The sequence below is a fragment of the Pelorhabdus rhamnosifermentans genome (assembly GCF_018835585.1).
In the GTDB taxonomy this organism is placed as follows: domain Bacteria; phylum Bacillota; class Negativicutes; order UMGS1260; family UMGS1260; genus Pelorhabdus; species Pelorhabdus rhamnosifermentans.
This window is the reverse complement of record NZ_JAHGVE010000033.1, coordinates 17,039-37,022: the sequence shown is the minus strand read 5'-3', so window position 1 is coordinate 37,022 and position 19,984 is coordinate 17,039. Positions and strand designations below refer to the sequence as shown.

The following is a 19,984-nucleotide window of genomic DNA, read 5'->3' as shown; positions in this document are numbered from 1 at the left end:
ACCTTTTTGTACAAAAAAAGAACCGGGTACGCTTTTTTCGTACTCGGTTCTTTTGGGGATTCATACTCTATGCATTAACTTAATGACATTGGCTTAAAGGCTTCTTTTTTTGTATCCTATAGAATCTTCATTACTTGACAATTATTTGCAAGACAAATGAATCATATTGGTTTTATAATTTGCATAAGTTGATTTGAGTTCAGCAATAACATCGCTCATTTCTACTTGCAATGCAGAAGCTAATTCATCATTATCTGCTGCAAAGGCATCTTTAATACGCGTAAAGATACTTTTTTGCGCCAAGCTATCTTTAGCAAGCTGAACGCGCAGGGTATTAATCTTCTCCCAATAATACAAGTCCATATCATTGGCAGATTCAGCGGAATGTAAGCACTGACAAGCTTTCACAATTTCTAAATTTTCCGGAATAATACGGTTCTTAAGCTCTGTTCTCCAGCGAACTAAGGCACCAGCAACAAAAGCATCAATAATATCTTGTGTAAGCACATCACCCTGTTTCAATACAGCTACCTTATCAGGATATTTCTTCAAAGCTTCCATGTTTTCCCAAACAGTAGCAGGTGGTTTACTAAACATGCGATTCCGATCTTCTTCCGAATAATCTTCGAATACGTCATGCTCGCTACGATAAGCACGATCCTTCTCAAGATAAAATCCAGGTGTTCCAGTATCTTTTGAAAGCTCGGCAAGAATTTCATCGGTTGTCTTACCACTAACTACACAAGCCTTTACACCGTCGAGAATACTCAGATAGAAAGCAGCTAGGACAACATAAGTATTCGTATAAGGATTGGGGGCGCGTACTTCAAAACGCGTAGCCAAAGGATTATCCGTACGAACAAGCCCCGCTAAAATAGTACGGTTCCGGGAAGGAACTGCCGGGCTGTGACCAAGAGAAGTAACAATGCAGACAGGTGCTTCAAAACCAGGTTTTAAACGATTCAGTGCATCATTCGTCGAAGACACAAAAGGATTAATGACTTCGTAATTTTTCAAAATACCCATAATAGCACCGTAACCGATGGCACTTAAGAAATCTTTTTTCATATCTTCAGGAGCATAGAGATTTACAAATTTTCCCGATTTAAGCACTGCGCCAACGCCTAAATGGGTATGTTCACCACTACCAGCTACACCGATTATTGGTTTTGCCTTAAAGGTAACATCCAAGCCATTCTCACGGAATACTTCTTTTACAATAATCCGAGCTTGCAATTCATTGTCAGCAGCTTGCAAAGCATTAGAAAATTTCCAGTCAATTTCAAGCTGTTCTAAAACGTAAGACAAATGACCTGTTTCATCAATTTTAGCCTTAATACCGCCAACTTCTTTGTGACCCATTTCTGGTTGTAATCCGTACTTAGCAAGCATGTCAATGGCTTGTTCTAAGGCAGTTCTTACTTCGCCACGTGTTCTCTGCCAATATTGTTCCTGCATGACCTGGGAAGCTGATAATTCTTGGACATCGGCTCGGTTAGCAGGCGTTTTCACCCAAAATTCCAGTTCTGTACCTGATGTAAAAACAATATCTGCAATATCTTCTACTGCAATATGGCTGAGGCCAGCAATTTTCGGATATTTTTTAAAGAGAGATAACAATTCTTTCTTAACGTAATCCGTACTCATGGCCAACATAGAACGCGAATCTACGCGTTTTCCATTATGCACAAGGAAGGATGGGATCCTAAGTGTACCAATGGGCTTTCCTGTTTCTTCATCAATATGTTCAAAGTTATAATCAACAAACCAATTTACATCGCGATCAGCAATCATATCGACTTTGGCGTTATTCAGCGTAGCAATTCCTGTCAATACAACGGAAGATCCGTCTGTTTGAACAGCTGTGCCAGCAAAAAAGTCAGCTACATCTTTTAAAAAGATTGAAATAGGAATCTTTTCATCTGTGTCATTTCCTGCCAGATCAATACCAACAAGGGATGCAAACTGAATTTCAGGATGATTTTTCAATAAAGCAACTAAATCTTCATTACTGTACTTACTTGCTTGAACTACATAGAGTAAATCTTTAAGCATATTCTTCACCTCTTATAATTATTTATCAAATATTTTAAACTGATGAAGTCGAGGGCCAAAAAGACACAAAACTCCCTTGTTTCTTACACAAGGGAGTCACCATTGACCCAAAATATTTTGTTACTGCAATTATACCATAATCTCCAATTTTGTCTAGCCATATTCCATACTTTTTTGTGGGTTTAGTTCCCTTCATGCGTACTATGTAATTGTTTTAACTGAAATTCGAGGCATTCAGAACCGGAAGCCTTGCGAACCTCTAAACAAGGCTTTACAGGACTTTTAAAACCAAAAGCCCGACACCCATAAGGGAAGTTCTTATCAAACGTAATGTAATAGTATTGGCACTGCCGACAGTCTATCTGATTCTTCTCCATAAGTCCTCTTCATATTTTACTCTTAAGATAATTATTATATTAATTTTTTTCTTCTAAATACCTGCTTAATATAAAAAAGACGGCCAATAAATGGCCGCACCAGAAGAGAATTACAAAGTTTCTGTATCAAACAGAGGGGTTGATAAATATCTTTCCCCTGTATCAGGTAACAATACAACAATATTTTTTCCGCGTGTTTCTTCTTTTTTCGCCAATTCCGTAGCAGCAAAAAGCGCGGCAGCACTCGAAATTCCTACAAGAACACCTTCAATTTTGGCTAGCTCACGAGCCGTAGCAAAAGCTTCTTCCGTCTTAATGGGAATAATTTGATCCAAAATCTTCGTATTCAAAACACTGGGAACAAAGCCTGCACCAATACCTTGAATTTTATGCGGTCCTGGTTTGCCGCCAGCAAGTACTTGACTGTCAAAAGGTTCAACAGCAATGATTTTAGCTTCAGGATTACGTTCTTTAATGGCTTCACCAACGCCCGTAATGGTACCGCCTGTACCGACACCAGCAATGAAATAATCTACTTTACCATCGGTGTCATCTAAGATTTCTTTGCCTGTTGTTTTGCGATGTGCCGCTGGATTCGATGGATTTTCAAACTGCTGAGGAATAAAAGATCCTGGAGTGGAAGCTCCCAATTCTTCCGCCTCTTGAATAGCCCCCTTCATGCCTGCCGACCCAGGCGTCAAAACCAATTTTGCTCCAAGAGCTTTCAACAGATTTCTTCTTTCAATACTCATCGTATCAGGCATGGTCAAAATAATTTTATACCCCTTCGCTGCTGCTACATAAGCCAACCCGATTCCAGTATTTCCACTTGTAGGTTCAATAATCGTTGCGCCCGGTTTTAGCTTATCACTTTTTTCTGCATCTTCAATCATAGCTAAAGCAATCCGATCTTTCACACTGCCAAGTGGATTAAAATATTCTAATTTCGCCAAGATCGTTCCTGCCAGCCCTTTTTTCTGACCGTATTTTTTTAATTCTAATAGTGGCGTGTTACCAATGAGCTCCGTAATATTTTGAGCAATTCTTGTCATAATAAACAGCCTCCTCGATTTTCTTTTAAAAAACATTAAAGCTAAGAAACCTCCCGCATTGCTGCAGAATATTTCTTAGCCTTCAGTTTTCTGATTAGCTAATTCGCTATATTATTTTCTATAGGTATAGAATAGCATAAACTTCGTCAATAGTCAAATTAAATTCCATCGCCATATAAACCTTCCAAAGTATTGAACCGCTGCTTTTCCGTACGTTCAATTTGGATGATTCGCCGATTCTTAATAATAATCATGACTTGACCATAACTCATTTCCTCCATGGCCTCTAAAATTTTATTTCTAAGTAACTCACTAGAGTTACCTGAAACAGGGGCTGCCTGTTTATCACCCACACGAATCTTATCTAATTTTTCAATTTGAATAATTTTTCTATCCTGAACAATCAATGTGACTGAACCGAACCCTATATCGCTCACAGCTTGCTCTATCAGATGAAATACGTCACTCGGTAAAATCAAATGAATCTTACTTTTTTCCTTACTCACCACAGACACCCCGCCTTTCCTATTATGATTCAATTGTTGTCCGTTCTTCTTCCTTATCCATCACGACGTCCCCTGTAAGCTGCTTTGCTTCTTCACCCGGAAGCTCTTCAACAGCCCGTAATTTCCGTTCAATTGTACGCGATTTTTTTGCTGCCATATCAATAGAATGTGAAGCTTCATCTAATTTCTTGCGTGTCTTATCTAATAAACCGCCAAATTTACCAAATTCACTTTTAACACTGCTAAGCAGCGCCCAGACTTCAGAACTCCGTTTTTCAATAGCCAGCGTTCTAAACCCAAGCTGCAAACTATTGAGCAGTGCAGCTAAGGTTGTCGGACCTGTCACAATAATTTTATGTTCGCGCATCAGCCACTCACTCAGTCCCGGCCTGCGCAGAACCTCGGCATACAAACCTTCGATAGGCAAAAATAGCAGGGCAAAATCCGTTGTATAAGGTACGGCAATATATTTTGTAGCAATCTCCCTTGCCTCAGCCTTAATCCGCGTTTCTAGTGCCCTAGAAGCTTCCTCCGCTTGAAGCCCGTCTACCTGATCCTGCGCATCAAGCAATCGCTGATAATCTTCTTGGGGGAATTTCGCATCAATGGGTAAGTACAGACAATCTTCTTTATCTTTTCCTGGCAACTTGATAGCAAACTCAACACGTTCTGAACTGCCTGGCCGCGTAGCCACATTTTTATCATATTGCTCAGGCGTCAATATCTGTTCCAATAAATTTTCCAATTGAAACTCGCCCCAAATACCACGCGTTTTTACATTCGTCAGTACTCGCTTTAAATCACCCACACCGGAAGCCAGCGTTTGCATCTCACCTAATCCTTTATGAACAAGTTCTAATCGCTCACTGACTAACTGAAAGCTCTCACCCAGACGCTTTTCTAAAGTGGCGTGAAGCTTCTCATCAACAGTTTGACGCATTTCTTCCAGTTTACCGCCATTTTCATCACGCAACATCTTTAACTGGCCTTCAATTGTCTCTCTCAAGCTTGTCAGACGCTGCTCATTACTTTGTAAGATGCGATGCAGTTGCTGTGAAAAAGCATCCAGTTGAATACTTTGCTGATTTGCATTTTCCGTTAAGCGGCTCATCAACGATTCCTGCAATTGATTGAGGCTTCCTGCCACTTCCTGCCGCAAGTCACGCGACCGCAGGGCATTTTCCTCACGATCATAGGTTCCTTCTTCTTTTAAAAGTTTTTCCAGACGATCTAATCCCTTCTCAAGCACCGTAAGCTGAATGAGAAGCTCATGAGGATTTTGACTTTTAAACCGAAAAAATAACACCATGACAAATAAAAGAACTATACAATTTAAGCCAATCAAGATCCCCGTTTCAACCATGATAACCTCCCGACTTTCTTGCTATAACATTCTGCGTGAACAAAAGCTTTCCCTGCCTCGGTGTAGCGCCCGAATATGTACAAAAAAGAGCGCCGCAGCGCTCAACTAACTTCAATCACTTTCGTTTCTGTGCAGGTAATCTTCTTCTCTCTCCCATCCATTTGAGTATGAAGCACGACAGGGCCACCCCATAATTCCACGATATATTTTAGTGTTTGGTGCGCATAATTCATTTCTAACTCACGACCATCAAAATCATGTTTCAAAACAAGTATTCCTTTTTCAACTGTTTGAGGCTCAATAACAGGTATCCCACTCATCCCCACTGAATTCACCAAATGATCCCGTACCTTTTGCCATCCTTCGTCATCAGAAATTTCACTAATTACCAACTCTTTCTCTTCCACTTCATAGGAAAACAGATGCAGTTCCTCGCAAAGCTCCCGCGTCAAATAACGCCGCAAAAAAGATTGATCCCGTTCTTCGGCCCGAATGGCCTTGAGCTTCTCCCTTCCCAGCATTTTATCCAGCGATTCAAACATTTTAAAGCCCACAAAATACGGATTAATGCTTCCTTGATAAGGACGAATCACGAGATGATGACGTTGTAAAAATTCCAAGTAAAGATTCTGTGGTAAATCAAGCTTTTTCAATATTTCATAGTGCCAATAACTGGCCCAACCCTCATTCATAATTTTTGTTTCAATTTGAGGAATAAAATAAAGTGTCTCTTCGCGTACAATGTGAATGAGGTCCTGCTCCCACTCAGTCAACCGCCCTTGCTCAGCCAGAAACCCTAATAAGTCATTTTTTAGCCGATCAGGTACAATCTGTTCTTTCTCTTGCGACTGTTCCAGTAAGTTCAGCGGCTTAGGCAGCTTAGTCCTGGGAATCTGGTATTTGAGAGCATGAGCTGCGTCTAAAATGCGATCGACTTTTTCCGAACCAATATGGGGATTCTGGATATAATCGCGTACCCGATTCGCATGAGCCTTAAACATTTCAATCGTCAATTCCGCCCGCGTATTTTGTTTGAACAGCCGATTGTTTTTAAAAAAGTCATTATGCCCATAAACATGAGCCATCGTCAAAATCTGTAATAACAAGGTATTGTCTTTCATTAAATAGGCAATACAAGGATCAGAATTAATCACCATTTCATAAGGAAGTCCCGTAAGATTATACTGATAGAAGGTCTTCTGCCGCTCGTAAGCTTTACCAAAACTCCAGTGAGGATAATGTGATGGCATACCAACATAAGCTTCATAACACAACATATCTTCGTAACTGCAAATTTCAAAATGCTGCTCATAACAATTAAGACCGATAGTATAAACTAACTGTTCAATTTTTTCATTCCAGGAGACAAGATCTTTTAGTGTATAATCAGTCATGATCATTCCCTCCTGTCTGATCCTTTTCCAGTATCTTTTTAAAAGCGGGCCAAATATCTTCTTTTCGGACCATCGAAGCCATCACAAAATTGTCAGCCTTGACACTCTTCTCAAACTCACCCCGAATCGAACTTCCCCACTGCGGCGTGCCCACATGTCCGTAGCCAAAGAGATTGCAAATCCGACAAAGTTCCTGAGCCAAATCAACTGCCTTCGCATTGTCTTCCGACCAATTATCCCCATCAGAGCAATGAAAAGCATAAATATTCCAGATCGTTGGATTGTATCGTTGTTCAATAATTTCCAATGCTTTAGCATACCCGCTGCTAATAAAAGTACCGCCCGATTCCCCTTTATGAAAAAACTCCTGTTCAGTCACTTCTTTCGCTTCCGTCGTATGTGCAATGAACACCACTTCGACTTGTTCATATTTATAGCACACAAACTGATAAAGCAGAAAATAAAAACTTCTTGCCAAATATTTTCTCGTCTGATCCATGGAACCAGAAGTATCCATAATGCAAATCACTACAGCATTGGAATGAAAATCAACATCTTCTTTGACTCGAAAATACTTGAGATCATCTTCGCGAAATGGAATGCGTTCAGGGGAAAGCTCCAATTCCTGGTTCTGACAAGATTCCTCATCTCGCGCAGCCGTCTGTTGCCGTTTTAATTTCTCAATGACCGTACGTTTTTTAGCCAAGCGGGGTGGAATGCCTTTCTTCTGAAATCCCGAACGTTTATGCTTGTGCTTTGTTTCAATTTGTGAAAATTTTTTTCGATCCATATCAGGCAGATTTAAATCTTCAAATAAATATTCTACAAGTTCATCCAAGGTAATTTCCGTTTCAAAAATATCTTCACCTGCTTCACTGCCTGCTTGCCCCGAACCGCCCTTGCTCGGATCGGCTTCGTCTGTCTGACCAACAACCTGCCCGCGCTCTTCGCCACCGTTTCCAGCGCCTGTACCGGGAGTATTTTTACCATAAATAAATTGGTACTCTTTGATTCCCTTGACTGGAATCTTAATTTTTTTATTGCCACTCTGACCGATAATGCTTTCTTCCGCTACAATACTGCCGATGTTTTTTTTAATCGCATCTTCTACTAACTGCCGATGCCTTTTCCGATCCCATTGCGAACGATCCGAACTAGCCTTGCCACCGCCTTTAAAAATCGCCATGTCATTTCCCTCCTACCGATCAGACGGCTATTTTAAAAGTCTAGTCTTTCCAAAGATTATTTGCCGCGTATTTCAAAATGACATTGCAACAATGATCACAATAACCGCTCCGCTTCATTTCTTCCACCATCGCATCATATTTACCATCTTGCTCACGGTCTCTCACCTTGGCTTTCGTCACAACCCGTGATAATTCTTTCACCGAAGCAGTAAGTTTCTTTTCAATCGCTTCTTTTAAAGGTTCATAGCTCTTGTACTCAATCTTGCCGCCACTGCGCAGCAAAGAAAACATATACGAAGTCACATCTTGCCTAAACCCCGTAGCAGCTGAACCAGTAATGCCAATCTGCTCTTCAATGGATTGCAAGAACTTAATATCTGGTTCCAGTTCCTCGCCTGTATGAGCATCTTTTAATTTTGACGAATTAGCAAAAGCCTCAGCGTGATCCAAATAATTATTAAACAAACTTTCAGCTTGCTCCTGATAGCCATGAATAAAGGCTCTTGTTACTTCTTTTTCCAATAGCTTATGGTACTCTTTTTTAATAGTATCTTGCAAAAAGCCCAAATAACGTTTCTTATCATCTTCGCCAATCGCCATTTCCTTCACGGCTTTAACTAGCGTATCCATAATCGCAATCGGATTAATGCAAGCCGATTCCGCCTCGGAAAGAGCGGTGTCAATAGCCTTCATGATAAAACGGGTGGAGATACCTGTCATGCCTTCTCGTTGTGCTTCATCATGCAATTCAAAAATATCGACTTTTTTTGTCGACCCCTTTTCCACGATTTCTTCGCCATTATAGATTTTCAATTTCGTCAAAGGATCAACTTTCGCCGACGGAGCCAGACGGGTTAAAATAGCAAACATCGAAGCTACCTCAATCGTATGAGGAGCAATATGAGCGGCAAAAGAACTATTGTTCAGCATTTTATGATAAATCTTCACTTCTTCATCTAACTCCAGACAATAAGGAACTTCTACTTTCACAATACGGTCGAGAATGGCTTCATTCGTATGATCCGACTTAAATTTATTCCATTCCGCTTCATTGGAATGAGCCAAAATAATGCCGTCAAAATAGATCATGGATCCCTTGCCTGGTGAAGGAATGGATTTTTCTTGCGTCGCCGTGATCATAGTATGCAAATATTCCACGTCATTTTTAAAAACTTCAATAAACTCTACAATTCCTCTATTCCCTACATTAAATGCGCCATTTAACGATAGCACCCGGGGATCATCTTCTGAATACAAATCCATTTTAGAGATATCGACAGATCCGGAAAGTACAGACGTATCCTGATTATTTGGATCAACGGGCGGTACCACTCCTACTCCCTTACGGGAACGAATAGAAAACTCTGATACCGTCACTGGATAACGTTCATATTCCCCGTGATAGTCATTTTTCAAACGATAACGGCAAATGGGGCACAAATCGCCTTCAATTTTTATTCCCAACAATTCCTCAAATTGTGGTCGAAGATGTTTAGGAATTAAATGCAGCGGTTCTTCCCGCATAGGACAATCTTGAATGGTATATATAGGCGGACTTATTTCTAACGCTTTCTTCAAGGCTTCCATCAAGGAAGACTTACCAGCACCCACGGGGCCCACCAAATAAAGAACTTGGCGAGATTCTTCCCCTTTCATTGCTGATGAATGAAAATACCGCATAATTTTCATAATGCTTTTATCAATACCAAAAAATTGGTCCCCAAAAAATCGATATTTACGTAAAGTATCATTACCATAAACTCTTTTCAAACGAGGATCTTCTTCCGTTTTGACGATATCGACTCCGGCAGACATCAGAAGTTCATACATACGTTGATGAGACAGCATGACGACTTTTGGATTTTCTTTCACAATGGCCAAGTAATCAAGCAGCGTTCCGGAAAATTGCTGATGCTTTCTTTCCTCCCTGTCTTGTTTGATCAGGTTTACAAAATCTAAATTTGCCATACTTTCTCCTCCTTTAGTATACTATTAAAGTCCCGTTTTTTCCTTAAATCCAGTAATAATAATGATTCTTTCTCTCCAAAAGTCGGAAAATTAAACAATTTTGTACATGCTTTGTATACACATGTCCTTTATATAAAGATATTTGTTTTCATAACTATATCAAATCCGAAGATATAAGTCTATACTTTTTTAAAAAAAAAGGCATAAAAATCATTTATAATTCTATACGAATATCAAATTAGCTACTATATTTCAGGATGGACTTATATAATTTTAGGAACTGATAAATCAGGGTCTAGTAACCAGTATATGTATGTGCGAGACGATCAACGACAAAACAATAGAAAAAGCTTGCTCAAAACAAAGTTTTAAGCAAGCTTTTTCTATTAGCTAATTTCCTCATTATCTTCCCATGCTTTTTCGATAAGCAATAATATCATTAACCGTCACTACAACCATATGATGTTTCTCAGCAAAGGTAATAATTTCCGGCAATCGTGCCATCGTACCATCACAATTAGTCAATTCACACAATACACCATAAGGTTTGAGTCCGGCAAGTCGCATTAAATCTACATTGGCCTCCGTATGTCCCTGGCGTTCCAACACACCGCCTTGCTTAGCCCTTAATGGAAAAACATGACCAGGATGCCGAAGCGCTTCCGGTCGGGCAGGATCAGCAATAGCTGCTTTTACTGTCGCAACCCTGTCAGCAGCAGAAACACCGGTAGTGACTCCGCTCGCCGCTTCAATGGATATAGTAAAAGGCGTTTGAAAACTACTTGTATTGACATCTACCATCATCGGCAAATCTAAAGCCAGCGCTCGTTCAGGCGGCAAACATAAACAAACAATACCGCTTCCCTCACGAATAAGCATAGCCATTTGCTCATTTGTCAAAGACTCTGCTGCAAAGAACATATCGCCTTCGTTTTCCCGGTTTTCATCATCCGTTACTAAAATTCCCTGACCGTTCCGTAAAGCTTGGAGAGCGTTTTCCACCCTAAGAGCAGAATGACCAAATCGAGTTAATAAAGTTTGATTCATAGTAAAATTCCTCCTAAAAATTAGTTGGACTTACCAGAATCAGGGCAAAGAAATAGACAGTTCGCTATTCAATTCAGAAATCAAAACCAATTGGCAGACTGCCTTATCCTCTTCAGTCCGGACTATACCGTCGGCACTGGCCTTTCACCAGTTCTGCTAACTCTCCAAAATGAAGAGCGCTCGCGGGCTCCCCAGTAACACTGGGATACCGCCGATGGGGACTTTCACCCCGCCCTGAGAATAAGTCACTAACGTAAGTGTATACGTTGGTATTCAAGTTGTCAACAATACCTGAAATCACAACCCCCATCTCCTGTCATTAACTAGCGATGGGGGTTATGATTTAGATTACGCCACTACGACAGGGAATGCGGCAATATAATCCAAACTAATTGCCACTTCTGTTGTGAGATTAGCAATAGTCAGTGGAAAATTCGGTGGAGGTGTAGCTCCCGTAACATTCACTACTCCTTTTGATTTTTTAACTCTATAGTATTATATTCTTATGTTAAGTTAACATGATAAAAAAGTAAGATTTAAACAAAAAAATTCCCTACCCCGGCTTAAACCGAGATCGGGAATTTATACTTGTAATTTAATCCTTATTATCTATATCAGAATGTCGACAAAGTTCTTGATAATTATAAGGATTAATAAAAGCCCACCCTATTAAAGATCCAAATAAGATTGCTAATACTAACGCCCCTATCATTTCATACGCCACCTTCTACTGATTTGTCCATAATTATAAAAAAGCAAAAAACTCATGCCACTTTCGTGACACAAGTTCAACATTGAACTTCATATATAATTATTTTAATAAAGTATACACCCATTTTATAAGAAAAACAACTTTTCTCCTTAAAATTTATGTTGAAGCCTACAATAACAGAATTATTATTCCCAATTTTTACAAACGTCGCTCCATTTTAGGCCCTGCGCATATTGATATAACTCATCACAACTTAATTCTATGGCAGAATTGCTGCTGCCACAGGCAGGAAAGACCGTTTCGAACCTTTTTAATGAAACATCTACATAAACGCTGACTGCTTCATTTTTAATACCAAAAGGGCAAACTCCCCCTACGGCATGACCTGTTAGATCAAGAACCTCCTCGGGTGATAACATTTTCGCCTTAATTCCAAACTCTGACTTAAACTTGCGGTTGTCCACTTTTGCATCACCCGCAGTCACAACTAAGATACAGCCTTTCTCGCTTTTAAAAGAAAGTGTCTTTGCAATCCGTGCCGGAATAACATTCAGCGCATGCGCTGCAAGCTCAACAGTTGCACTCGATTCATCAAATTCTAAAATATCCTTTTCCCTGCCATATTGTTTAAAATAATCTTTGACCGCTTCTATTGCCATTTTTCTATTCCCCTTGCATGTTTTATTACATCAATAATATCCAAATTGATGTCACTGTAATCAAAACTGTTATTATCTTTATTTCTCATAAAAGATAAAATTCCTGCCAACTCGTAAAAATCCACTTGCATTTTATGTCATTAAAGCATATATAATTATCTTATATCAGGTAAATTTTTCGAAAGAGGAGGGATTGTCCTGCCATGAAATTATTTAATGGTTAGGGTTATCATTAGCTTTTAGACTTAAACTATTCAGATAAAAAAATATTAAGGCATTCTACAAATGCCTCAGTAAGCGAAAATGAAAGGAAACTATGATGAATTTATTTGAGAAAGTAAACCAGCTAGGAGATTTTCACGGAATAGATTTTATTGGCGTAGCCGGAATTGAAAGTTACAAGAAAGAGATCAGTAGCATTGGCGGATACATAGCGAACGACTACCCACGAGCATTATCAATCGGAATTGCATTGCCTGTCAGTATCATTCGTTTATTAGAAAACAGCGACATCTATGAAAATATACTTGAATATAAAACACATGCCTATGATGTGATTAATGATCGGCTCGATCAATTTTCTTCTATAATAAGTTCTGTTATTCAAAAAAATGGTCATCATGTAATGCCGCTCCCTGCAGCAGAACGTATCGACAATACTAGAGTCTGTGCTTCTGTTTCGCATAAGTTAATTGCGCGTTTAGCGGGTTTTGGCTGGATCGGAAAAAACTGCCTTTTGATTAATCCGGCTTACGGTCCGGCTGTACGATGGACAACCGTACTCACTGATGCTCCTTTTAAAGAAAACAAGACCCTCATGGATAACCGTTGCGGCTCATGTACCCAGTGCACCAATTCCTGCCCAGCAAAAGCCATTCGAGGAAGATTATTCTCCGAAGAAGAGTCTCGTGATCAAAGGCTAGACGTAAATAAATGTGAAAAATATTTTGAAAAGCTTAAAATATCAAATAAGCTCCAGGTATGTGGCATGTGCATTTCTGCTTGCCCGCACCTAAAAAAGCAGGAAATTGATTAATCTCAAGCAAAAAATTGTCAACAAAAAAAATAAAAGCCGTCTCACCATGACGGCCCACTATGTAATTCGCTTATAGTATTCATTTATTAACATATCAAGTTTTTGACTGATCAATAGCACATCGGGATGGTCAATTCCCTTCCTCAATCCTAAACTCTGCATCACATGACGCAATAATTCTATCTTTATTAACAATTTATTCATAGAACCGCCTTTGTATTTTCCTAGAATCATATTGTTTTTTTACAAATTTCGATAAAACCAAATAATTTCCTGCTCAGCTTTAATAAACAGGACTTTCTATCCAATCTATACTACCCTTCTTTTTTTTGAATTCACTTCCCGCATAGAATATGCCCTTTTCAAACATAAAAACGGATTATCTAAAAACCGTACCAACGCTACGAGTATAATCTACCATACAAATATCAAAAAAAAATCTCCCCCTCAGCGATTAAGCCAAGCTAGAAGATTTCCCTAAAAACTCATCTTATTTCAACAACCGGCATAGCGTTAGATAAGTATTGGGCTTGATAAAAGTCCATCCTATGAAGGTCCCGAACAAAATTGCTACTATAAATGTGAGTATCATTTTTATAAATCACCTCCGCTTTATTGAATACGCTTACTGTAATATAATACCATAAAGGTAAATAATGTCAATTGCACATTTATCTGAGCATTGATGACCTTCAAACTAATAAAGTCCCTACCCCAGCCGCGGCGGCCAGACAGGGACTTTATCTTCACAGCATAGTTATTTCTGTGAGCCTAACATTTTGCTAAGTACAGGCTTGATATTCCATTCTATTTGCGCATTCGTCAGTCGCTCCTAAAAAATGGATGCAAAATACTAATTAACAACTAGAAAAGTCATTATCCCCGCAACAAAAAAACAGGAGCAAAATAATAATGATGATAATGATCCCACTGCCTCCAAAACCACGGCCTCCAAAACCCATAACAACACCTCCCTATTTTAAACAAAGATTTGGATATCGGAACATTATAGTCTATGCTGTATAATGTTATGGGTGCTGCTCTATAAAACAATAATCCCCCACCCCAGCCACTGCAGTCAGAGTAGAAGTTTCAAAACTGTATCATCGATGCGTAACATCCAGCTACGCTATACCGAATGCCAATGTTGCCATAGAATTCGTTAAATCCCGACGACTTCCACGGCTATCACTTTGCTCCATCGCACTTTCCTATTGAAACATTGGATTTATGTAAGAACTAAAATTACTTCTGTTACATAATATATACTAAAAAATTAGAGAGGAAGAGTATAAATGCCATACTATCGTCAGGCAGTTGTGATCCCCTCAACAATTATAACACCTGTAGCTCCTCCTGCGGCTCCTGCCGTAGCTTCTGCTGTGGCTGCTCCAACTGTATTGGCTCCTACTGTAGTGTACTACCCATATCCATACTCCCCTTATCATCACCATCACCATTGCTGGGGATTAGGATGCCCTTTCTTCAACCATCTTTGGTGGTAAAAAAATCGACTATATTTTTAGGATGCATCTTTCTCTTTAATTTAGATGCATTCTTTATTTTTTGATGCATCTTTCCTCGGCTTTGACGCATCCCTTAGACTCACGAAAAAAAGAACCTCGAAGGCTCTCAATGACTTACTTTAAATCGTTATATTCTTCCAGCTTATTTCTAAATGCTTGACTCGCCCGAATCGCTTCACTAACAACTTCACTAATTTTCCTTTTAGATACTCAACTTCTTCCAATAAAGAAAATCGCTCTGTTATCCATAATGTTACCTTCATTATAAGTAAAAAGCGATGTCTTTCTTTTCTATTTTTCCAGCAATATTTTCCACGAAGTTATCGCTATCTTCACAAAGATATTTCCTATTTACCACTTTTGTACAATTTCCGGCAAAAGAAAATAAATTCCTACCTATTGCACCTATTCAATTGATATTTAACAATAAGGATATCTAATTGCTGACTCAGTTCCAATACATCGGAATGTCTAAGTCCCTTCTCCATACCCATTCTCGCCAGATTTTCACGTAAAACTCTAATTTTATTTGATAAATCCTTCATTAATCTCACCTTTCAACAAATTATCTCACAAGCCCCATAATACCACATTTTGGGATATTTGTCTCAAACAAATTATTACATATTATTACATTTATATATAAAGAAAGCTGACCATCCAGCATTCTCATAAACGACACTTTGTCTCACAATAAGCAGATAAACTACTTTCTTAATTCCCGCATAATGAATTAGATTAAATCAAACACTAACTTAGGGGGTGATTATATGCCAGCGTACAGAGTTTTTCTTGATGGTATTGATACTGGTGATACAGTCATTGCAGAAACTTTTACCGATGCTTATTTTGACGTCGCAAGTACCCGGCCCCTTCCTTATCAAAACGAAGTCCGTTTAATGGAAGTCGAATCCCCCGGGGACCGTCTTTAGACGGCCCTTTTTCATACCAGTAGCATATACGCATAACATTTTCATCCAATAAATGGTCAAAGTTATCCTTCGCAATTTATCGGAAATCCTATAAGTAATAATTTACTTCTCCCCAACCAAGAGCAGTCAATCTTGGCTTTTTTTATATTGAATTTTACTCATAATTTTGTAAAAACTAACATCAGGAGGTGATGATGTTATGCGTGAGAAGCATCGTGATAGTACAAGTGAGTGGGATAAGGAAAAACGAGCATTAAAGAATATGACTACTCCCAGACCTTCTAGAGAAAAAAGGCAATCCGACCACTCGGAAAAGCTAACACCGTAACAATTTTCTCTCCTAAGCTAGGACTCAATGAGTCCTGGCTTTTTCTATGCACGTTCACGCCCGTTCCACCCTCCCCATTTATTATTTTACAGTTCATTAGTGTTAGCGGTATTACTGGAAATTACACAAATAAAAAGTGGCCCGATGTCGGACCATCAATTACGTTTATTAATGTAATTACCGATATAATATATAATAGCTTGACATAGCAATGCTAAGCAGTTCCTTTTCCTCCAAATTATTTAAAGCTATATCTGGATCTGGATTTTCTAAAGAGTCTAAGCAGGCATTCGTTTTGCTTTCCTCTTTTTCCATGCTCATACCACCCCTTCCGTTTTAAACCATTTATATTATGCTTCTTAATATTTATGTTTATCCAAGTTATTAATATAACGAGAAATTCATGAAGAAACTCCTCCCGAATTAAGTCGATTGGAGGCCACATCCTGTAAAATGAGTAGCTGGCGCAGAATTTAGGAAGTTAAAAATTCCGATTAACAAAGTTCCAATACGTCGCATGAATGGCAGCATAAAATGCTCCGATAACATTTGAAAGCAAATCCAAATCTGTGTCTAACAAACCAATCTGATTGGGAATTGGTAAATGTGATAAAGTATCGGAAAGAAATTCCATAATTTCATTGACTACACCAATACTAATTCCTAAACAAAGAACAAAAATAAATTTAAAGAGACGACTAAGCGTATTTTCCAAAAATTGAACAACTAATATATAAGTAAATAACGACAATGAATAAATTCCAAAAATGTGAAGGATTCTATCAAAGCCCGGAGATCGCAAATACATGTCCAAATAAAAGCCAAAAAAACTATCACTAAGAATTGTAATCCCTACTGCCACTCTAACAAAATTATTCATATACAGCTTATATCTTGCTTCTAAGAACATATATATCAACCAAATACCTGCTGTTATCAACACATTGTGGACATAATCAAAGTGTCCTTTCAGAGCTAATCCTATTAGTACCATAACTTGACAAAGTATGATCAGAATGTTAATCCTGAATTTTGCTAAATTCATATTCGCATACTCCTATTACTTTTTTACGACATACCTTTTTCTTGATTATTATTACTATAAAAGTAATTTTTAAACAGCGAATAAAAAGCTCCCAAACATTACCGAAGAATACGGCTTCGTGTGCTAGCTGCTCAATACAGCAGGACATTTATATAACAATCAGCATAGATTAGAGTAGTAATTTTCAGGAGGGATTGATTCATGAATAGATTTCCTTGTTGCAACAGGGGCTTTCTCTTATTGGCATGGTTTATTTTATTTGCACTACTGGATGATAATTTCAATTGTTTGGCACAAATATTTTATCCGCCAGCTCCTCTTCCATTTGTAATTTTAGATTCGACTACTGTTCCAACAACAGCTAGAACTACTTCAAAAAAAACACCACCGTCCAATCCCCCTGTTTCTCCCCGTCGGATATGGCACCGTTACTAATTAAAGAATTTGTTTTCATATTAATACATAATCCCCCACAGAAGCTCCCAAAAAGCATCCCTACCCCGGCCTAAACCGAGTTAGGGTTAATTTCTAAGAGATATAACACATTGCAAACAGCTCTTCTTATTCACTCCAATATTACGTTAACTTTCATTTTATCAAATCATACTATGTAATAAATAACCTTGGAGGGCTGATTATGCTAATAATATTAGCTATTATCATTATGCTAAGCATAGGAATTATAGCGTTTATAGTACCTAACCTATGGATCATAGTCTTGGCTCTATTAGTACTGATTTTTTTCTAAACATTAATAGCGCGTGATTTTCTTATTCTCGACAAAACCACATTTTAAATAACTCTGGCTTTTCCATGCATAAAATTGTTATTCTGGAGTATCTTATAACTAGGGCAAGATGCTCCCATGAGCTCCCCTAAAGCCAGGGTTTTTTGACAATTTGTGACTCTGGCTTTTCCATGTATAAAAGCTGATTAACCGGACATCATAATAGTGCATATAATATTTTATTACTTTTTTCCCAACCATAACTAACAAGCAGGTCCTGTTTTTTTCTATTTCATCAATATTTGTTTAACATTATGTTAACTTTATGAATATATTATATTGAGAGCGGGCAACTCTCACACGTCTTTAGCCAGAATTGCGCCTCCTATGGTCCTGGCTTTTTCTATTTCCGCACCTATATAATAGTTGCTACGTTTGAGAAATACCCCACAAAACAGATAAGCCATCGTGTAAAATGATCGTGAGATAGCAACCTTATGGAAATCTGTGGCCACAATGCAACCTACTATCTCCCGCCGGGAGTACCCGGAAATAGGCCGGATTTTGGTAGCATCCGGCCTTTGTCTTTTTTTAGCTATTCGTATCTTTAATCTACAATAAGCCAATAATACCACCATAAAGCATGAGGAGGTATATTATGAGTAATCAAGTGCTATTATGGGGCATGTTAATTTTACCCTGGCTAACGCTTTTTATTATGCCTGTAAAAGATGTAAAGCGTTATATTTCTGTCGGTTTATTGTCTGGATTTATGAGTATACTCGTTAGCGAGGCCGGAGTTGCCAATGGTTGGTGGTATTTTCGAGAAACCACCTATCCACTTGCAATGATGTCATCTTACACATATGGACTCTTTCCAATAACTCCTATGTGGATATTTAAATTTACTTACGGTCATGTCTGGCTTTATGCTACTGTAGAGGTAATTTTTAATGCTGTATTTGCATTCTTGGTTTTACCTTGGTTTGGAATTAGGGGATTCCTTGATTTTAATGCCGGCTTAATAGCCTTTATTCTCGCATCTGCACTAGCCATCATAAATTACCGTTTTCAAATGTGGCAAGAAGGAATCTTTATTCAATCTGAAAGAACTGATTTTTCATTAAATTTGCGTCCCGCAACCGCCAAACCACTACCTGATAATCTAGACGATGATTCTTCTAAAAACGGAAATTGACACAAAACAAATATTCCTATATTAGTCGTAACGGTATACACATTATCGACAAATTAAAAAGTAAAAATTCCTACCATAACCAAAGAAGTATGAATATATTTGCAGTTTTAGCCTAGGTTATAAAGGAATGTACGATTTGATTTTTCCAAATTCAGACGGAACCCCACAAGAACCGTCTAATTTATCCAATGACTTCAAAAAAATTCGAAAGTTAGGATTAGACGACAGCCTTCACTTTCATGTTATTCGCCATACTAATGCAGGTTCGCCTAGGCCATGCAACGAGCGCTTACACGATGATAAATACACTCTTAACACAAAAAAATTCAAGAAGGCATTGCTGAAAAATTAGTTGAAAGACGGCATCCAAATTCTTCAAGTAGTCAAAAAGTAGTCACATCTCGAGGGACTAATAAAAAATCAAGGCCCCGCACTAACTGCGAGACCTTGATTTTACTAGCTTTTTTTGGTGCCGAGGACACGAACACTAATCTAAGCAGACTAGAACATATAATAATTTCAAAGCCTCCAGCAAAATAGTTGGAGGCCTTTTATTTCAGATAACATATTTTTTTAGAAACCATTTATTTCTGCAATTTTATATTTTTTAACATTGTCATTTAACACTACCGCTTTGAATTTCCATTGTCCATGAGGCTCTAAATTATTTACGTTTGCTAAAGTGCTACCAACTTGGTTCCCGTCATCATCAACTAATAGATACTTGCGCATAACCGTATTTCTTATCTGTATTGTTTCTTGCTGTACCAACTATATATCCATTTTCCGAATGATGTTCAATAACTTCAAGTTTCGGCTTGTTTCTTTCAGCTTCTTCTTTTGCTCGCTGATCCGCTTTAGCCTTCTTATCA

The 19,984-nt window shown here is 38.4% G+C and carries 21 protein-coding genes and 1 riboswitch; of the genes, 6 read left to right on the top strand and 15 right to left on the bottom strand.

Translation table 11 applies throughout. The annotated features are described in order from the left end of the window. Positions 1 to 141: 141 nt before the first annotated feature. The 10 genes from Ga0466249_RS23175 to Ga0466249_RS23130 all read right to left on the bottom strand — a co-directional run bounded on the left by Ga0466249_RS23175 (position 142) and on the right by Ga0466249_RS23130 (position 12,320). Positions 142 to 2,055, bottom strand: coding sequence for a type I glutamate--ammonia ligase (locus Ga0466249_RS23175; protein WP_215831874.1), 1,914 nt, complete (start codon positions 2,053 to 2,055; stop codon positions 142 to 144). 182 nt (positions 2,056 to 2,237) lie between these two features. Beyond that, the gene (locus Ga0466249_RS23170) at positions 2,238 to 2,432 is read right to left on the bottom strand and encodes a uracil-DNA glycosylase (protein WP_215831873.1); all 195 of its coding nucleotides are present in this window, start codon (positions 2,430 to 2,432) and stop codon (positions 2,238 to 2,240) included. 110 nt (positions 2,433 to 2,542) lie between these two features. After that, positions 2,543 to 3,484 carry a cysteine synthase A gene (gene cysK / locus Ga0466249_RS23165; protein WP_215831872.1) on the bottom strand — a complete coding sequence of 314 codons (942 nt, stop codon included), beginning with the start codon at positions 3,482 to 3,484 and terminating at the stop codon, positions 2,543 to 2,545. A 158-nt stretch (positions 3,485 to 3,642) separates the two neighbouring features. Then, a complete protein-coding gene (locus tag Ga0466249_RS23160) occupies positions 3,643 to 3,993 on the bottom strand; it encodes a YezD family protein (RefSeq protein WP_215831871.1) in 351 nt (116 codons plus the stop codon). 19 nt (positions 3,994 to 4,012) lie between these two features. Then, positions 4,013 to 5,353, bottom strand: coding sequence for a DNA recombination protein RmuC (locus Ga0466249_RS23155; RefSeq protein WP_215831870.1), 1,341 nt, complete (start codon positions 5,351 to 5,353; stop codon positions 4,013 to 4,015). 101 nt (positions 5,354 to 5,454) lie between these two features. Then, positions 5,455 to 6,747, bottom strand: coding sequence for a SpoVR family protein (locus Ga0466249_RS23150; RefSeq protein ID WP_215831869.1), 1,293 nt, complete (start codon positions 6,745 to 6,747; stop codon positions 5,455 to 5,457). After that, positions 6,740 to 7,933, bottom strand: a complete 1,194-nt coding sequence (yhbH, locus tag Ga0466249_RS23145) for a sporulation protein YhbH (RefSeq protein ID WP_215831868.1) — start codon at positions 7,931 to 7,933, stop codon at positions 6,740 to 6,742. Before yhbH ends, Ga0466249_RS23150 begins: the two co-directional genes overlap by 8 nt. Positions 7,934 to 7,973: 40 nt before the next feature. After that, on the bottom strand, positions 7,974 to 9,902 hold the full coding sequence (locus tag Ga0466249_RS23140; RefSeq protein WP_215831867.1) for a PrkA family serine protein kinase: 1,929 nt from the start codon (positions 9,900 to 9,902) through the stop codon (positions 7,974 to 7,976). Between the two features lie 402 nt (positions 9,903 to 10,304). Further along, positions 10,305 to 10,949 carry a 3,4-dihydroxy-2-butanone-4-phosphate synthase gene (gene ribB, locus Ga0466249_RS23135; RefSeq protein ID WP_215831866.1) on the bottom strand — a complete coding sequence of 215 codons (645 nt, stop codon included), beginning with the start codon at positions 10,947 to 10,949 and terminating at the stop codon, positions 10,305 to 10,307. A 101-nt stretch (positions 10,950 to 11,050) separates the two neighbouring features. Continuing rightward, positions 11,051 to 11,195: riboswitch (FMN riboswitch) on the bottom strand. Between the two features lie 651 nt (positions 11,196 to 11,846). Then, positions 11,847 to 12,320: a YbaK/EbsC family protein gene (locus Ga0466249_RS23130; protein ID WP_215831865.1), complete on the bottom strand. Its 474-nt coding sequence runs from the start codon at positions 12,318 to 12,320 to the stop codon at positions 11,847 to 11,849. A gap of 316 nt (positions 12,321 to 12,636) precedes the next feature. Here Ga0466249_RS23130 and Ga0466249_RS23125 point away from each other — a divergent pair, with 316 nt between their 5' ends. Next, positions 12,637 to 13,356 carry a 4Fe-4S double cluster binding domain-containing protein gene (locus tag Ga0466249_RS23125; RefSeq protein ID WP_215831864.1) on the top strand — a complete coding sequence of 240 codons (720 nt, stop codon included), beginning with the start codon at positions 12,637 to 12,639 and terminating at the stop codon, positions 13,354 to 13,356. A gap of 57 nt (positions 13,357 to 13,413) precedes the next feature. Here the strand turns inward: Ga0466249_RS23125 and Ga0466249_RS23120 are convergent, their stop codons facing one another. Next, positions 13,414 to 13,560, bottom strand: coding sequence for an aspartyl-phosphate phosphatase Spo0E family protein (locus tag Ga0466249_RS23120; protein ID WP_215831863.1), 147 nt, complete (start codon positions 13,558 to 13,560; stop codon positions 13,414 to 13,416). Between the two features lie 1,091 nt (positions 13,561 to 14,651). On the opposite strand from Ga0466249_RS23120, the gene Ga0466249_RS23115 reads away from it, so the two are divergent. Beyond that, a complete protein-coding gene (locus Ga0466249_RS23115; RefSeq protein ID WP_215831862.1) occupies positions 14,652 to 14,861 on the top strand; it encodes a hypothetical protein in 210 nt (69 codons plus the stop codon). Positions 14,862 to 15,274: 413 nt separating this feature from the next. Here Ga0466249_RS23115 and Ga0466249_RS27900 read toward each other — a convergent pair whose 3' ends face one another. Then, the gene (locus tag Ga0466249_RS27900) at positions 15,275 to 15,427 is read right to left on the bottom strand and encodes an aspartyl-phosphate phosphatase Spo0E family protein (protein ID WP_215831861.1); all 153 of its coding nucleotides are present in this window, start codon (positions 15,425 to 15,427) and stop codon (positions 15,275 to 15,277) included. A 225-nt stretch (positions 15,428 to 15,652) separates the two neighbouring features. Here Ga0466249_RS27900 and Ga0466249_RS23105 point away from each other — a divergent pair, with 225 nt between their 5' ends. Beyond that, positions 15,653 to 15,814, top strand: coding sequence for a VRR-NUC domain-containing protein (locus Ga0466249_RS23105; RefSeq protein WP_215831860.1), 162 nt, complete (start codon positions 15,653 to 15,655; stop codon positions 15,812 to 15,814). Between the two features lie 199 nt (positions 15,815 to 16,013). Beyond that, positions 16,014 to 16,142 (top strand): hypothetical protein, encoded by a 129-nt coding sequence (locus Ga0466249_RS27345; protein ID WP_281422698.1) that lies wholly within the window; start codon positions 16,014 to 16,016, stop codon positions 16,140 to 16,142. Positions 16,143 to 16,319: 177 nt separating this feature from the next. On the opposite strand, the gene Ga0466249_RS23100 is transcribed toward Ga0466249_RS27345, so the two are convergent. Continuing rightward, positions 16,320 to 16,457 (bottom strand): hypothetical protein, encoded by a 138-nt coding sequence (locus tag Ga0466249_RS23100; protein ID WP_215831859.1) that lies wholly within the window; start codon positions 16,455 to 16,457, stop codon positions 16,320 to 16,322. A gap of 166 nt (positions 16,458 to 16,623) precedes the next feature. Next, positions 16,624 to 17,187, bottom strand: coding sequence for a DUF2238 domain-containing protein (locus tag Ga0466249_RS23095; RefSeq protein ID WP_215831858.1), 564 nt, complete (start codon positions 17,185 to 17,187; stop codon positions 16,624 to 16,626). Positions 17,188 to 17,388: 201 nt separating this feature from the next. On the opposite strand from Ga0466249_RS23095, the gene Ga0466249_RS23090 reads away from it, so the two are divergent. Next, positions 17,389 to 17,622: a hypothetical protein gene (locus Ga0466249_RS23090; protein ID WP_215831857.1), complete on the top strand. Its 234-nt coding sequence runs from the start codon at positions 17,389 to 17,391 to the stop codon at positions 17,620 to 17,622. A 950-nt stretch (positions 17,623 to 18,572) separates the two neighbouring features. Next, positions 18,573 to 19,112: a hypothetical protein gene (locus Ga0466249_RS23085; RefSeq protein ID WP_215831856.1), complete on the top strand. Its 540-nt coding sequence runs from the start codon at positions 18,573 to 18,575 to the stop codon at positions 19,110 to 19,112. A 573-nt stretch (positions 19,113 to 19,685) separates the two neighbouring features. Here the strand turns inward: Ga0466249_RS23085 and Ga0466249_RS23080 are convergent. Beyond that, positions 19,686 to 19,883: an FxLYD domain-containing protein gene (locus tag Ga0466249_RS23080; RefSeq protein WP_215831855.1), complete on the bottom strand. Its 198-nt coding sequence runs from the start codon at positions 19,881 to 19,883 to the stop codon at positions 19,686 to 19,688. Between the last annotated feature and the right edge of the window lie 101 nt (positions 19,884 to 19,984).